At 70.6% G+C, this 14,167-nt stretch carries 14 protein-coding genes and 1 pseudogene; 7 read left to right on the forward strand and 8 right to left on the reverse strand.

The annotated features are described in order from the left end of the window. The coding region (locus ACH4J0_RS37285; RefSeq protein WP_396245666.1) for a DUF4158 domain-containing protein at positions 1 to 352 on the reverse strand (352 nt) is incomplete at its 3' end. A gap of 367 nt (positions 353 to 719) precedes the next feature. Between ACH4J0_RS37285 and ACH4J0_RS37290 the strand changes: the two genes are divergently transcribed. Next, entirely contained in the window at positions 720 to 1,154 is a 435-nt protein-coding gene (locus ACH4J0_RS37290) for a helicase associated domain-containing protein (protein ID WP_396245628.1), read from the forward strand. A gap of 124 nt (positions 1,155 to 1,278) precedes the next feature. On the opposite strand, the gene ACH4J0_RS37295 is transcribed toward ACH4J0_RS37290, so the two are convergent. Together ACH4J0_RS37295 and ACH4J0_RS37300 are read right to left on the reverse strand one after the other, a co-directional pair. Further along, positions 1,279 to 3,111 (reverse strand): glycoside hydrolase family 15 protein, encoded by a 1,833-nt coding sequence (locus ACH4J0_RS37295; RefSeq protein WP_396245667.1) that lies wholly within the window; start codon positions 3,109 to 3,111, stop codon positions 1,279 to 1,281. 324 nt (positions 3,112 to 3,435) lie between these two features. Continuing rightward, positions 3,436 to 3,525, reverse strand: a pseudogene (locus ACH4J0_RS37300) (hypothetical protein); the annotation flags it as partial. Between the two features lie 168 nt (positions 3,526 to 3,693). On the opposite strand from ACH4J0_RS37300, the gene ACH4J0_RS37305 reads away from it, so the two are divergent. Genes ACH4J0_RS37305 through ACH4J0_RS37315 form a run of 3 tightly spaced genes read left to right on the forward strand, consistent with a single transcriptional unit; the run spans position 3,694 to position 5,068 of the window. Then, positions 3,694 to 4,299 carry an aquaporin gene (locus tag ACH4J0_RS37305; protein ID WP_396245629.1) on the forward strand — a complete coding sequence of 202 codons (606 nt, stop codon included), beginning with the start codon at positions 3,694 to 3,696 and terminating at the stop codon, positions 4,297 to 4,299. Positions 4,300 to 4,336: 37 nt separating this feature from the next. Beyond that, entirely contained in the window at positions 4,337 to 4,756 is a 420-nt protein-coding gene (locus ACH4J0_RS37310) for an arsenate reductase ArsC (RefSeq protein WP_396245630.1), read from the forward strand. A gap of 57 nt (positions 4,757 to 4,813) precedes the next feature. Further along, the gene (locus ACH4J0_RS37315) at positions 4,814 to 5,068 is read left to right on the forward strand and encodes a hypothetical protein (RefSeq protein ID WP_396245631.1); all 255 of its coding nucleotides are present in this window, start codon (positions 4,814 to 4,816) and stop codon (positions 5,066 to 5,068) included. Here the strand turns inward: ACH4J0_RS37315 and ACH4J0_RS37320 are convergent. From ACH4J0_RS37320 to ACH4J0_RS37340, 5 genes are all read right to left on the reverse strand, one after another. After that, positions 5,058 to 6,104: a sugar ABC transporter substrate-binding protein gene (locus ACH4J0_RS37320; RefSeq protein ID WP_396245632.1), complete on the reverse strand. Its 1,047-nt coding sequence runs from the start codon at positions 6,102 to 6,104 to the stop codon at positions 5,058 to 5,060. The two genes, ACH4J0_RS37315 and ACH4J0_RS37320, sit on opposite strands and share 11 nt — an antisense overlap. Next, entirely contained in the window at positions 6,047 to 6,853 is an 807-nt protein-coding gene (locus ACH4J0_RS37325; RefSeq protein ID WP_396245633.1) for a FadR/GntR family transcriptional regulator, read from the reverse strand. Before ACH4J0_RS37325 ends, ACH4J0_RS37320 begins: the two co-directional genes overlap by 58 nt. 135 nt (positions 6,854 to 6,988) lie before the next feature. Next, positions 6,989 to 8,008, reverse strand: coding sequence for an ABC transporter permease (locus ACH4J0_RS37330; RefSeq protein WP_396245634.1), 1,020 nt, complete (start codon positions 8,006 to 8,008; stop codon positions 6,989 to 6,991). Next, positions 7,995 to 9,563, reverse strand: coding sequence for a sugar ABC transporter ATP-binding protein (locus ACH4J0_RS37335; protein WP_396245635.1), 1,569 nt, complete (start codon positions 9,561 to 9,563; stop codon positions 7,995 to 7,997). Before ACH4J0_RS37335 ends, ACH4J0_RS37330 begins: the two co-directional genes overlap by 14 nt. A 91-nt stretch (positions 9,564 to 9,654) precedes the next feature. Continuing rightward, positions 9,655 to 10,704, reverse strand: a complete 1,050-nt coding sequence (locus tag ACH4J0_RS37340) for a sugar ABC transporter substrate-binding protein (protein WP_396245636.1) — start codon at positions 10,702 to 10,704, stop codon at positions 9,655 to 9,657. A gap of 490 nt (positions 10,705 to 11,194) precedes the next feature. On the opposite strand from ACH4J0_RS37340, the gene ACH4J0_RS37345 reads away from it, so the two are divergent. From ACH4J0_RS37345 to ACH4J0_RS37355, 3 genes are read left to right on the forward strand one after another with little or no spacing between them, the layout of a single operon-like run. Next, complete coding sequence (locus ACH4J0_RS37345) at positions 11,195 to 12,046, forward strand: fumarylacetoacetate hydrolase family protein (RefSeq protein ID WP_396245637.1); 852 nt, start codon at positions 11,195 to 11,197, stop codon at positions 12,044 to 12,046. A gap of 11 nt (positions 12,047 to 12,057) precedes the next feature. After that, complete coding sequence (locus ACH4J0_RS37350) at positions 12,058 to 13,410, forward strand: L-fuconate dehydratase (protein WP_396245638.1); 1,353 nt, start codon at positions 12,058 to 12,060, stop codon at positions 13,408 to 13,410. Continuing rightward, positions 13,407 to 14,165: an SDR family NAD(P)-dependent oxidoreductase gene (locus tag ACH4J0_RS37355; RefSeq protein WP_396245639.1), complete on the forward strand. Its 759-nt coding sequence runs from the start codon at positions 13,407 to 13,409 to the stop codon at positions 14,163 to 14,165. Before ACH4J0_RS37350 ends, ACH4J0_RS37355 begins: the two co-directional genes overlap by 4 nt. Positions 14,166 to 14,167 lie beyond the last annotated feature (2 nt).

Consider the following 14,167-nt stretch of genomic DNA (forward strand, 5'->3'; position numbering starts at 1 on the left):
TCCGATCGGTGAAGTCCCGGTACTTGAACCGCTTCTGGATCTCCGCCGCGTGCTCGTACACCGTCGATCGGCGCTCCGGGTACCGCTTCACGCACGAGGCGTCGGCGATGCCGAGCTGCCCGGCCAGGTACTCCACGGCCTCCCACGGCACCGCGAGTGGGTCCTCACCCAGGAACCGGCCGATGTAGCAGACCGTGCAGATCTGCAGGGCCATGCCCAGGCGATGTGCGTCCGTACGACGCAGGGCGATCAGGTCACGGTCGTCATCGTCGAGAAAGAAGAACCGCTCCAGTTCCGGGCGGGTGGGCACCTCGGTGAACGTCCCGTACGCCTCGGCCTGCTCATCAGAAATTCCACCGGCATGCGGCGGACGGTAGCCATGCCCCGACAGCGATCGAGGATCTTCCTCTGAACCCCCGCAACAGGCCGATCACGTGTGCTAGAAGACCATGATCGTTCTCACCGGGATTTTCCTGTACCTCAACTACTCCACACCCGCTACCGGCAGGGCAAGGTCTCCTGGGTCATCATCCCCGTGTACCTGCCGACGCCGCTGGTCGGGGACGAGACGGCCGGCGCCGACCCGTCCTGCGCGCCCTGGCCGCCCACGACGCCCGGGTCGTGGGCCGCATCACCGAGTTGCGCGCCCACCGCGCCCAGCCCCAGTACGCCAGGGCCTGCTCGATGCCGTTCGGGCCTCGGAGCTGGACGCGCTCGGCATGATCTGGTCCAAGCACGCAGGCGCCTGGGAACGCGGCTACGCCTACGCCCGTGCCTGGGCCGCCCACCACGGCCACCTCGCCATCCCGGCGACGGAGAAGCTGGACGGCTACGCGGGGGGCGCGTGGATGCGCCGTCAGCGTAAGGCCGAGGCCCTCGGCGCCGACCAGGTGGCGAAGCTGGGCGCGCTGGATGAGCTGTGGCGCCTGGAGCCGGACTGGAACAGGTCGTACCGGCGACTGCTGGCCTACCTCGCCGCCGGCGGCACCCTGGACGGCCCCGCCAACCGCACCGGCGGCGAAGCGGACCCGGCGTTCCGGCCCGGCGCGTGGCTGCGCAAGCAGGACAAGGCGCGTAGCGACGGGAAGCTGACCGAGCAGCAGACCGCACTCCTGGACGCGCTTCACCGGCACGCCGAGACCGTCGCCGGCTGACCTCGGCGCCGAACTGGCCGCCGAGCCCGCCGAGTGGATCGAGCAGTGGCTGGTCCCCGTGTTGGGCGGGGCGCTTCACGGCTCTCCGGCTGCCGGCTGACCCCGGTGGCGGGCGCGGCAGGCCCTATCCCAGCGCACGGTCGAGGTTGAACGCGGCGCTGATCAGCGAGAGATGAGTGAACGCCTGCGGGAAGTTGCCGAGCTGTTCCCCGGTGCGTCCGATCTCCTCGGCGTAGAGGCCGAGGTGGTTGGCGTAGGTGAGCATCTTCTCGAAGGCCAGCCGGGCCTCCTCCACGCGTCCTGCGCGGGTGAGCGCCTCGACGTACCAGAAGGAGCAGATCGAGAAGGTGCCCTCGGGTCCTTGCAGACCGTCCGGGCTGGCCTGCGGATCGTAGCGGTAGACGAGCGAGTCGGAGACCAGATCCGTGCTGAGCGCGTCCAGAGTCGACAGCCACTTGGGATCGGTGGGGGAGATGAACTTGGCCATCGGCATCATCAGGACCGAGGCGTCGAGGACGTCACCGTCCAGATCCTGGAGGAACGCCCCGCGTTCCTCGGACCAACCCTGTCGCATGATCTGCCGGTATATCTCGTCGCGGCACCGCTGCCAGCGGGGGAGGTCAGCCGGCAGGCCCCGCCGGTTCGCTATCCGGATGGCCCGTTCGATTGCCACCCAGCACATCAGGCGCGAGTAGACGTAGTTCTTCCGGCCGCCCCGGGTCTCCCAGACGCCCTCGTCGGGCTGGTCCCAGTGGTCGCAGAGCCAGCCCACGACGGCGCCGACCTCATCCCAGCGGTCGCTGCTGATCGGCTGACCCCACTTGTCGTAGAGGTAGACCGAGTCGATCAGGGCTCCGTAGATGTCGAGTTGGAGCTGTTTGGTCGCGGCGTTGCCCACCCGCACGGGAGCGGATCCCAGATGGCCTTCGAGGTGGGACAGGTCGGTCTCGGGCAGGTCGCTTCGCCCGTCGATGCCGTACATGATCTGCAGCGGTCCCGTGGGGCCGGAGCCTCGCATGATGCCCCGCTCGGACAGGAAGCCCATGAAGGCCTCGGCCTCGGAGGTGAAGCCCAGCCGGAGCATGGCGTAGATGCAGAAGGCGGCGTCGCGGACCCACACGTAGCGGTAGTCCCAGTTGCGCGCGCCACCGACCTGCTCGGGCAGGCTGGTCGTCGGCGCGGCCACGATCGCGCCGGTCGGCACGTAGGTGAGCAGCTTCAGGGCCAGGGCGGAGCGGTGCACCATCTCGCGCCACCGGCCGCGATAGCGCGACTGCGAGAGCCAGCGGCGCCAGAACCGGACCGTCGTCTCGAACTCGGCCTCCGCCTCGGCGGCCGGACAGGCCCGGGGCCGCACGTCGTCGCTGATCCGGTCGAGGGCGAACACCACGGACTCACCTTCGAGCAGCTTGAAATGCGACACCACGTCCATGCCGTCGGGTTCCAGCGGTGCGGTGGAGGTCAGCGCGAGGGAGAGCGACGGGGACTCGAAGACGGCCTCGTGTCCCCGCACGCGCACGGTGTGCGGTTCGGCCCCGTAGCCGAAGCGCGGAGCGATCCGGGCGGCGAACGGCAGGGTGCCGCGTACGCAGACCACCCGGCGGATCAGCCGGTGCCGGGCCGCCTCGCGAGACTCGTCTGCGACCGGCATGAAGTCCTGGATCTCCGCCACCCCGTCGGCTGCGTAGAACCGTGTGATCAGCACGTTGGTGTCGGGGAAGTAGAACTGCCGGGTCCGGGCCGGCACGTCGGCGGCCAGCTGGAACGAACCGCCCTTGTCGGCGTCGAGAATGGCGCCGAACACGCTGGGCGCGTCGAAGCGAGGGCAGCAGTACCAGTCGACCGTGCCGTCGGTACCGACCAGTGCGGCGGTGCGCAGGTCGCCGATCAGACCGTGCTCGGAGATCGGCATGTAGCGCGGGTCGTCCACCCAGCCGGACACGCTTCCGATGGCCATGCCCGCCTCCCTACCGTTCGGCTGTGGGCAGGTGCGGCCTCTCCAGGACCTCACCCTCCATGGTAGATCGCGTCCGGCCTGCGGCCAGTCGGCCCGAGGGCAGCCGGGTGGGGGCCCGATGCCCCCGGCCGTGCGAATCAGTTCGGTCTGGTGATGCCGACTCGCCCGGTCGGTGATAACGCGAACCTGCCCGGCGTTCGAGTCCTCGACGACTCGCGACCGGCGGTGTCCGCCCACCGCCACCGGGCCGCACACCCGCGCAACCAGCACCTTCAAAGGCTCGGGCCCCAGCCGTCGTCGGGCCCGGCCGATCGCGGCGGTCGTGGGCACCTGCCACGACCGCCGCCCGTTCCCGAGCCCCTCGCCCAGGAGCCGGGCGACCTCCTCATAGCCCTGCCCGAAGAACAGGCACATCGCCGGCACGAAGTTGACCCCCGCGCCAAGGGTGACGGCCTCACCGCGCCTGTGCAGCGCGGCCGTGCACGTGCGCGGGACGCGGCAGTGGGCCTTGTGCCTGGACGGGGGCGTAGGCGACGGTGGTGCGGTAGGTGTTGCCGCCGGGCCCGGCGGAGCGGGCGTCGCGTGTTCGGGCTCGGCGTGCTGATCGCGCTGCTCGGCCCGGTCTCCGGCGCGCACTTCAACCCCGTGGTCACGCTGGCCGCCTGGTGGACCGGGCGCCGCGGCGGCAACGGGTCGAACCTGCGCGAGGTGGCCGCCTACGTCCCGGCCCAGATCGCCGGGGCGATCGGCGGCGCGGTGCTGGCGGACGCGATGTTCGCCGAGCCGCTGGTGCACTGGTCCGCCCACACCCGCTCCGCGCCGCACCTGTGGCTGGGCGAAGTCGTCGCCACCGCCGGGCTGGTGCTGCTGGTCTTCGGCCTGACCCGGGTCGGCCGCGCGCACCTGCCGCCGGTCGCGGTCACCTCCTACATCGGCGCCGCCTACTGGTTCACTTCCAGCTCTTCCTTCGCCAGCCCGGCGGTGACCATCGGCCGCGCGTTCACCGACACCTTCGCCGGCATCGCCCCCGCCTCCGTGCTGCCGTTCGTGGCCGCCCAGCTCGTCGGCCTGGCCGCCGGCCTCGCCCTGGTCGCCGCGCTGTTCGGCCGCCCCACGCCGACGGCGGCCGAGGACCAGGCCGTGGCGGAGCACGGCGGGCACCACCCCGCCGCCGTCCCCGGCTGCTGAACCCGCCCCGCTTCGCTCCTGCCCGAAAGAAGAACCCGTGAGCTCTGCCGCCGTCCCCACCGTGCTGTTCGTCTGTGTCCACAACGCCGGCCGCTCCCAGATGGCCGCCGCCTTCCTCACCCACCTCGGTCGCGAGCGGGTCGAGGTCCGCTCGGCCGGGTCCGCCCCGGCCGATGCGGTGAACCCGGCCGTGGTCGAGGCCATGGCGGAGGCCGGGATCGACATCTCCGCCGAGGTGCCGAAGGTGCTCACCACCGAGGCGGTGCAGGCGTCCGACGTGGTGATCACCATGGGCTGCGGCGACGCCTGCCCGTTCTTCCCCGGCAAGCGGTACCTGGACTGGAAGCTGGAGGACCCGGCCGGCCAGGGCGTCGCCGCGGTGCGCCCGATCCGCGACCGGATCGAGCAGCTGGTCCGCGGACTGCTCGCCGACCTCGGCATCGCGGCCGCGGCCTGAGCCCAGGCCGCTAACCGAGGCCGGCCCCGGCAGTTACGGGACGTCACGGCGCTCACGGTGCCAAGGGTCGGCCGGGTCGACGAGACCAACGATCCGGTCCTGCCCTACCGGCTGCTCGACCGGGACGGGGTCGAGGTGGTGGCGGTCAGCGAGTTCCTGCTCAACATGCTCGCCGACGACGACAGCCCGGCCGCGCTCCGCCAGAACTACTACCTCGACGCGGCAGGCCGTCTGTGCTGGCGCACCGCTGACGACGGCGGGCTTCCGCCCTCCTCCTCGGCGTCCGATGAACAAGTGGTGCTCATCGGGTGATGTTGTTGCCCCACAGCGTCCGGTCGTCGACGTTCTCGCGGGTCACCAGGGGCGCCGGCAACCGGTCCTCCAGGCCGTTGGGCAGGGCGACGATGGTCGAACCGTGATCGGTCGGGCCGGTAGGGAAGGACCTGTTCTCGGCGGCGGCCCGCGCGTAGTACAGCGCGTACTTGGCGTAGAGGTCGGCGGGTTGGCTCACCGTGGCGTCGATCTGGCCCTTGCGGATGGCGTCCAGTTCCTCGGGGATGCCGTCGTTGGAGACGATCGTGATGTGCCCGGGCTGGCCGGCCGGCTTCAGCAGGCCCTTCTGCTGCAGGAGCGACAGCGTCGGCTGCAGGAAGACTCCGCCTGCCTGCATGTAGACGCCGTTGAGATCCGGGTTGGCGGCCAGCGTGTCCTGCAACTTGGCCGAGGCGGTGTCGCCGTTCCACTCGGTGGGGAGCTCGATCACCTGGATGCCCGGATACTTGGCCTTCATGCAGCCGGCGAACCCGCGGGTGCGCTCGTAGGCGTTGATCGAGACGAGTGCACCCTGCAGTTCGGCGACCTTCCCCTTCCCCTTGAGCTGCTTGCCCAGGAATTCGCATGCCTTGGTGCCGTACGCGACGTTGTCGGTCCGGACCACCATGTACACCTCGCCGTGTTCGGGCTCGGTGTCGACGACCACCGTGTTGATCCTCTCGTAGGACAGGTGGTCCAGAATCTGGTCCGTGTTGGGGGTGGACTGCGGTGCGATCACCACGGCCTTCACCCGACTGGCCTCGAAGTGCTGCAAGTTCGCCTTCAGCTGGGCCTCGTCGTTGTGCGAGTCGGTGATCGGCAGGGTGCGCGCATCCCCGGCCGCTATGCCGTCCTTCAGGTAGCGCTCGTACGACTTCCAGAAGGACGAGTCGTCACGCGGGATGTCGATGCCGATGTCCGCGCCGCTCGCGTCGGCGGAGGTGGAGTCCTTCGTGCAACCGGTCAGTGACCCGGCGATCAGGACGGCTCCCGCCGCCGCGCCGGCGACCGCGCTTCGGCCCTTGAAGTGGTGCATTGCTTCAGCCCTTCTTTGCAGGGGGATGGTGACGTGGCGGTGCTGTGGTCGAGCCACTCCTCGACGGCCACGACGTGCATGGCGGCGGCGCACGCGGCCAGGCTCGCGTCGCGTGCGGTGAGGGCGCGCAGGATCGCCTCGTGTTCGGTCTGCGCCCGGGCCCGGGCCCGGGCGTCGCGGGTGCCGCGGACGATGCGCAACCGCTGGGTGTGGGTGGAGAGGGTCGACAGCAGGGTGGACAGGACCGGGTTGCCGACGGAGGCCACGATGATCCGGTGGAACTCGATGTCCAGCTCGACGAACTCCTCCACACCGATGTCGCCGGCCGACCGGGCGAGGATCCTTTCCAGTTCCGCGAGCTGTTCCGACGTCAGGAGGCCCGCCGCCTGCGCGGTGGCCGGGGGCTCCAGCAACCGTCGTACATGGAGGAGTTGCCGTGCTCCGTCACCGGCCGAGACGTCGGCTGCGAAGGCCATGGTCTCCATGAGGCGGTGGGGTTCCAGGCCGGAGACGTACGTGCCGTCGCCCTGTTTGGGCACCAGGATGCGCATGGCGGTGAGCGCGCGCACGGCCTCGCGCAGCGAGTTGCGGGACAGACCCAGCTGCTCGGCGAGGTCCGCCTCGTTGGGCAGGCGCGAACCCGGTTCCAGACGTCCCGTCACGATCATCTGTTTGATCTTTGCGATCGCCAGATCGGTCACGGCCGTTGGAGACGCCTTGCGGGCGCCGTTGTTCGGGCGTTCTGGCATGCTTCAGCGACCTCCTTTCGCTCGCGGGGAGTCTGTGTGGGCAAGGGGGAGCAGCCCGCGCGGTACGAGCACCCGGCGCAGGCGATGCACGGGGGCGGTGCGCCACGCGGGCTGCGGTGCCGGATCGTCGGGGGGTCAGTCCTGTTGCTCGCCGGAGGTGAAGCGGGAGACGATCAGGGCGAGGATGATGATCACGCCGTTGAGGAACTGGTTCCACAGCGGCGGCACCCCGGCCAGGGTCATGACGTTGACGACGAGTTGGAGGGTGAGCACACCGGTGAGGGCGCCGAAGAGCGTCCCGCGCCCGCCGTTGAGGCTGACTCCGCCGATGACGGTGGCGGCGAACACCTGGAAGATCCATCCGTTGCCCTGGTCGGCGGAGATCGAACCGTAGTGGCCGGTGTAGAGGATGCCGGCGAAGGCGGCCAGCACCCCGCCGAGGACCAGGACGGTCCAGGTGATCCGGTCGACCCGGATGCCGGCGGCGCGGGCCGCCTCGGCGTTGCCGCCGATCGCGTACAGGGCACGGCCGTGGCGCAGCCAGGCGAGTGCCGACCCGCCGACCAGGAACAGCAGGCCGCAGATCCAGATCGCGGCGGGGATGCCCAGCCAGGAGGCGCCGCCGAGGTAGCGGAAGGAGTCGGGCAGGTTGACGATCGACTGGCCCTGAGATACGGCGACCTGGAGGCCGCGTAGCAGGGTCAGCGCGCCGAGGGTGACGATGAAGCCGTTGAGGCGCAGCTTGAGGATCAGGAAGCCGTTGACCGCTCCGATGAGTGCGCCGATCAGCAGGCAGAGTGGAATGGCGGCCCAGCCGGGGAAGAGGCCGAGGCCGTTGAAGCGCGCGCCGTGGTCGGGAAGCACGAGCCACACCGCGATGACGGGGGCGACGCCGATGGTGGACTCCAGGGAGAGGTCCATCCGTCCGGCGATCAGGATCAGGGCCTCGGCGAGCACCAGCACGCTGAGTTCGGTGGCCTGCTGGCCGACTCCGAGCAGGTTGTCCGTGGTCAGGAAGGCGGGTGAGACGGCGAAGCCGATGATGCCCAGTACGAGCAGGACCGGCAGCAGGGACAGGTCGCGGTAGCGGGCGAGGTCGAAGCGGCGGCGCGATGCCGTGGCGGCGGTGGGCGCGTTGAGTTCAGTGGCGGCCATGGCCTTCCTTCGTGTCAGGGGAGTCGGCCATGCCTTCCATGGCGGCGACCAGTTGTTCGTCGCTCCAGCCGCGGTCGAACTCCGCGACGATCCGGCCGTGGAACATCGCCACGACGCGGTCGCAGACCCGCAGGTCGTCGAGTTCGTCCGAGACGATCAACGCCGTCTTCCCGCTGTCTGCGACCTGGCGGATGGTGCCGAGCAGGGACTCCTTGGACTTGACGTCGACGCCGTTGGTCGGGCGGATGGCGACCAGGACGTGGGGCCGGGTGGCGAGCGCCCGGGCGATGACGACCTTCTGCTGGTTGCCGCCGGACAGCGCGGAGACCGGGGTGGTGGGGCCGGGCGTCTTGATGTCGAGATCGGCGATCATCCGCTCGGCGAAGGCCCGAGTGCGCGAGGGCAGTACTGTTCCGTACGGTCCGAGCTGGTCGGAGACGGTCAGGGTGGCGTTCTCGGCGACGCTGCGCTGGGGGACCAGGCCCTGGATGTGCCGGTCCTCGGGGACGAGGCCCACCCCGGCGGCGAGCGCGGCGGGTACCCGTCCGGTGCGCACCGGACGGCCCGCGACACTGATCCGGCCGGCGCGCGGGCGGTGCAGGCCGGCGATGGTCTCCCCGAATTGGACGTTGCCGCTGGTGGTGGCGCCGGCCAGCCCGACGACCTCGCCGGCCCGGGCGAGCAGGGTCACGTCCCGGTAGGCGCCGGGCAGTTCGAGGCGGTCGACGTCGAGCAGCGCAGCGGCGTCGGCGGTGGGCCCGGGACCGGTCGGTGCGGGGCCGGTGCTCACCGTCGCGGCCTCTCCGGTCATCGCCTCGACCAGCGCGTGTCGGCCGAGTTCGGCGACCGGGGCGGTGACGATGTGTCGGGCGTCGCGGTAGACGGTGACCGTGCTGCAGAGGTCGTAGACCTCCTGGAGATGGTGCGAGATGAAGAGGAAGGCGACACCCTGGGCCTGGAGTTCCCGCAGCTTGGCGAAGAGCCGGTCGATGCCGCGGGCGTCGAGCTTCGCTGTGGGCTCGTCCAGGATGATGAACCGGGCGCCGAAGGAGAGGGCCCGGGCGATCTCGATGAACTGCCGCTGCTCGACGGTCAGTTCCTCGGCGCGGGCGGTGGGGTCGACCTCGACGCCGTACTCGCCGAGCAGGTCGGCGGCGCGCAGGCGCAGCTGTCGCCAGCTGATCGGGCGCAGCGATCGGAGGCTCTGCCGGTCCAGGCTGTGTCTGTTCAAGAACAGGTTCTCGGCGACGGTGAGGGCCGGGATGACGGTGGAGCGCTGGTAGACGCAAGCCACCCGGGAACACCAGGCGTCGGTGTCGCCGGGCGCCGGGGCGGGTTCGCCGTTGAAGCGCAGGGTGCCGGTGTCGGGGGCCTGCAGGCCGGTCAGGATCGAGACGAGGGTGGACTTCCCCGCGCCGTTGCGGCCGACCAGGGCGTGGGACTCGCCGGCCTGGACCGAGATGCGGGCGTCGCTCAGCGCGACGGTGGCGCCGAAGTGCTTACTGATCCCATCGGCCTCGACGACCGGGCTCCTGGGGGGACCGGAGTCCGCCATGGCGGGTGTCCTTTCCGCTGGATGGGTCGGTGGGCGGCGGTGACGCGCCGTCGGGCCGGGCGCCGGTCCGCCGCCCACGGGTGGACCGGGGTCACTTGCCGACGTTGTTGCCCCACAGGGCCTTGTCGTCGACGTTGTCCTTGGTGACCAGCGGCGCGGGCAGCTGGTCCTCCAGGCCGTTGGGCAGGGAGATGATGGTCGAGCCGTGGTCGGTCGGGCCGGCCTGGAAGGTCTTGCCCTCGGCGGCCGCCTGCGCGTAGTACAAGGCGTACTTGGCGTAGAGGTCGGCGGGCTGGGAGACGGTGGCGTCGATGTCGCCCTTGCGGATGGCGTCGAACTCCTGCGGGATCCCGTCGTTGGAGACGACCGCGATGTGGCCCGGCTGCCCGGCGGGCTTGAGCAGGCCCTTCTGCTGGAGGAGGGCGATCGTGGGCTGCAGGAACACACCGCCGGCCTGCAGGTAGATGCCGCCGAGGTCGGCGTTGGCGGCCAGGGTGGACTGGAGCTTGGCGGAGGCGACGTCGCCCTTCCAGTCGGTGGCCAGCTCGATCACCTGGATGCCGGGGAACTTCTCCTTCATGCAGGCGGCGAAGGCTTCGGAACGGTCGCGCCCGTTGACCGAACTGAGGGCCCCCTGGAGTTCGGCGACCTTGCCCTTGCCACCGAGCTGCTGCCCGAGGAACTCGCAGGCCTTGGTGCCGTAGGCCTTGTTGTCGGCGCGGACGACCATGTAGACGTCGCCCTTGTCGGGGCGGGTGTCGACGCTGACGACCGGGATCTTCTTGGCAGACAGCTGGTCGAGGGTGGAGGCGATCGCGCCGGTGTCCTGCGGGGCCATCACCACAGCCTTCGCTCCGGTGTTCTGGAAGACCTGGACGTTGGCGACCAGCTTGGTCACGTCGTTCTGCGAGTTGCTCACCGGCAGGGTGTTCAGGCCCTCGGCGGAGGCGTCCTGCTTGACGTACTGCGCGTAGGAGTTCCAGAAGTCCGAGTCCGCGCGGGGCAGGTCGACGCCGATCGCCGGCTTGCCGGCGGCGGAACCGCCCGAGGAAGCGCTGCCGCGGTTGCATGCGGTGCCGAGGCCCAGCAGGAGGACCGCCGTGGCGGCCGCGGCCACGGTCCGAGAGGTACGAGGCTTCACAGTGACGTTCTCCTTGGATGGGTGTCCGGGGCGCGTGGGTGCGGGCGAGCGGGGGCGCTCGGCTCGGCGGGACGGGCGATGCCCTCGAGTGGGGGAGGAGGCGTCGGCCCGCCCCTGTGGCCCTCCCAACGGAAGGGTGGGCCGGCACCTGCTGGATGCGGTCGGGTCGGGGCGGTCCCAGCCGCGGGCCTTTGCCACCTTCGACACCCACATAATCATCGGATGGCTGATGGGCAAGAGGAGACTACGAGCTTGTCGCTGGGGCGACAAGACCGGACCTCGGATGATTCCAAAACGTGACGTTCGGTCCGGGATTGAGCGCCTTCTGCGCGGCCTGGCCTGGAAGTTGGCCTTGATCACCACGAGCAACGGGAAAACGTCGGAGGACTTCTTGTGCTTCCTGTGGAGCATCCGTATGGTTCAAGCACCTCCGATTCATCCGATGTATGGCCGGAGGGGGAATGCTCCCTTCAGCGTCGAGAGGCATGACATGAAGCTGCTGCGCGTCGGAGCCCCGGGCGAGGAGGTTCCGGCCGTCCAGGACGCGGACGGACGCACCTTCGCCCTGTCGTCGGTGACCGATGACATCGACGGGGCGTTCCTCGCCTCCGGCGGCGTCGAGCGGGTCCGCCAGGCGCTCGCCGCGGGGACCCTCCCTCCGTTCGACGTCGCCGACCGCCGCATCGGTTCACCGGTGGCGCGCCCCGGCAAAGTGGTCTGCATCGGGTTGAACTACCGCGACCACGCGGAGGAGACAGGTGCACCGGTCCCCGAACGCCCGGTGGTGTTCATGAAGGACCCGTCCACGGTGATCGGCCCCCGCGACACCGTGCTGATCCCGCGCGGATCGGCGAAGACCGACTGGGAGGTGGAACTCGCGGTCGTCGTCGGCGAGCGGGCCCGCTACCTCGCCGACCGCGCGGAGGCCGCGCGGTGCATCGCCGGCTACGCGATCAGCAACGACGTCTCGGAGCGGGAGTTCCAGCTGGAGTTCTCGTCGCAGTGGGACCTCGGCAAGTCGTGTGAGACCTTCAACCCGCTGGGTCCCTGGCTGGTCACCCCGGACGAGGTCGGTGACCCGCAGTCACTCGGGCTCCGGCTGGACGTCAACGGTGCGCGCCGGCAGGACGGCCACACCGAGAACATGATCTTCGATGTCCCGTACCTGGTCTGGTACCTGAGTCAGTTCCTGGTCCTCAATCCGGGTGACGTCATCAACACGGGGACCCCCGCCGGCGTGGCCCTCGGGCTGCCGGGCAACCCCTACCTGCGCACCGGCGACATCGTGGAGCTCTCGATCGACCGCCTCGGCAGCCAGCGCCAGACGTTCATCAACGCGTGAAAGGCACCTCCTTGTCCGCAGACACCGCGCGGATCGTCGCCGTCGACACGTACGACATCCGCTTCCCGACCTCGCGCGAGCTGGACGGCTCCGACGCGATGAACCCCGATCCGGACTACTCCGCCGCCTACCTGATCCTGCGCACCTCCGCGGAGGGCTTGGAGGGCCACGGCTTCACCTTCACCATCGGACGGGGCAACGACGTCCAGGTGGCCGCCATCGAGGCGCTGCGCGAACACGTCGTCGGCCGCTCCGTCGCCGAGCTGTGCGCCGACCCGGCCTCGCTGCACCGGGACCTGATCGGTGACAGCCAACTGCGCTGGCTGGGGCCCGAGAAGGGCGTGATGCACATGGCCATCGGCGCCGTGGTCAACGCTGCCTGGGACCTCGCGGCCAAGCGCGAGGGCAAGCCGCTGTGGCAGTTCCTCGCGGACGCCGACCCGCAATGGCTGGTCTCCCAGGTCGACTTCCGCTACATCGCCGACGCGATCAGCCCCGAACGGGCACTGGAACTTCTGCGCCGGGGCAAGGACGGCGCCGCCCAGCGCACCGCCGAACTGCTGCGCCGCGGCTATCCCGCGTACACCACCTCGCCCGGCTGGCTCGGCTACTCCGACGAGAAGCTCACCCGGCTCGCCCGTCAGGCCGTCGCCGACGGCTTCCGGCAGATCAAGCTCAAGGTCGGTGCGGACCTGGAGGACGACGTCCGCCGCTGCCGCACCGCGCGGGCGGCCGTCGGTCCCGACATCCGGATGGCGATCGACGCCAACCAGCGCTGGGGAGTCGAGCAGGCCGTCACCTGGACCACGGCGCTCGCGGAGTTCGACCCGTACTGGATCGAGGAGCCGACCAGCCCGGACGACGTCCTCGGGCACGCCGCGATCCGTCGGCAGGTCGCCCCGATCCGGGTGGCCACGGGCGAGCACGTCCAGAACCGCATCGTCTTCAAGCAACTCCTCCAGGCCGGTGCCGTCGACATCGTGCAGATCGACGCCGCCCGTGTCGGCGGTGTCAACGAGAACCTCGCCATCCTGCTGCTCGCCGCCCACTACGGCGTCCCGGTCTGCCCGCACGCCGGCGGCGTCGGCCTGTGCGAACTCGTCCAGCACCTCTCGATGTTCGACTACGCGGCGCTCTCCGGCACCACGGAGGACCGGGTCATCGAGTACGTCGACCACCTCCACCAGCACTTCCTCGACCCGGTGGTCGTCGACGACGGCCACTACCGCGCTCCCACCGCGCCGGGCTTCTCCGCCGCCATGCACGGTGCCTCCATCGAGACCTACCGCTACCCGGACGGGGACTTCTGGACGGCGGACCTGGCCGCGCGCCGCGCGGACGAGCAGCAGGAGGTGCGGGCATGACCATCGACCTCGACGGGCTCACGGCCCTGGTCACCGGCGGAGCGTCCGGCATCGGGCTCGCCACCGCGACCCTGCTCGCCGGAGGCGGCGCCCGCGTCGCCGTCCTCGACCTCGACCCGCGCGCGGTGGAACCGCCGCTGACCGGCTTCACCGCCGACATCGCCGACGACGCCTCGGTCCGCACTGCGGTCGAGGACGCGGCAGGGGCGCTCGGCGGGATCGACATCCTGGTCAACAACGCCGGCATCGGCGCTGCCGGGACGGTCGAGGACAACCCGGACGAGCAGTGGCACCGGGTGCTCGACGTGAACGTCGTGGGCATCGTCCGCACCACCCGCGCCGCCCTGCCGTACCTGCGCCGCTCCCAGCACGCCTCCGTGGTCAACACCTGCTCGATCGCCGCCACCGCCGGCCTGCCTCAGCGCGCGCTCTACTCGGCCAGCAAGGGAGCCGTGCTCTCGCTCACCCTGGCCATGGCCGCCGACCACGTCCGCGAGGGCATCCGGGTCAACTGCGTCAACCCCGGTACGGTCGACACTCCGTGGGTCGGCCGGCTGCTCGACGCCGCCGACGACCCGGCCGCCGAACGCGCGGCCCTCGACGCCCGCCAGCCGCACGGCCGCCTGGTCACCGCCGACGAGGTCGCCGCCGCCATCGCCTACCTCGCCTCGCCCGCCGCCGCCTCCGTGACCGGCACCGCACTCGCCGTGGACGGCGGCATGTCCGGTCTGCGACTGCGCCCGGCCGCCCGGTGAGG

This window comes from Kitasatospora sp. NPDC017646 (assembly GCF_044329365.1).
Lineage (GTDB): Bacteria > Actinomycetota > Actinomycetes > Streptomycetales > Streptomycetaceae > Kitasatospora.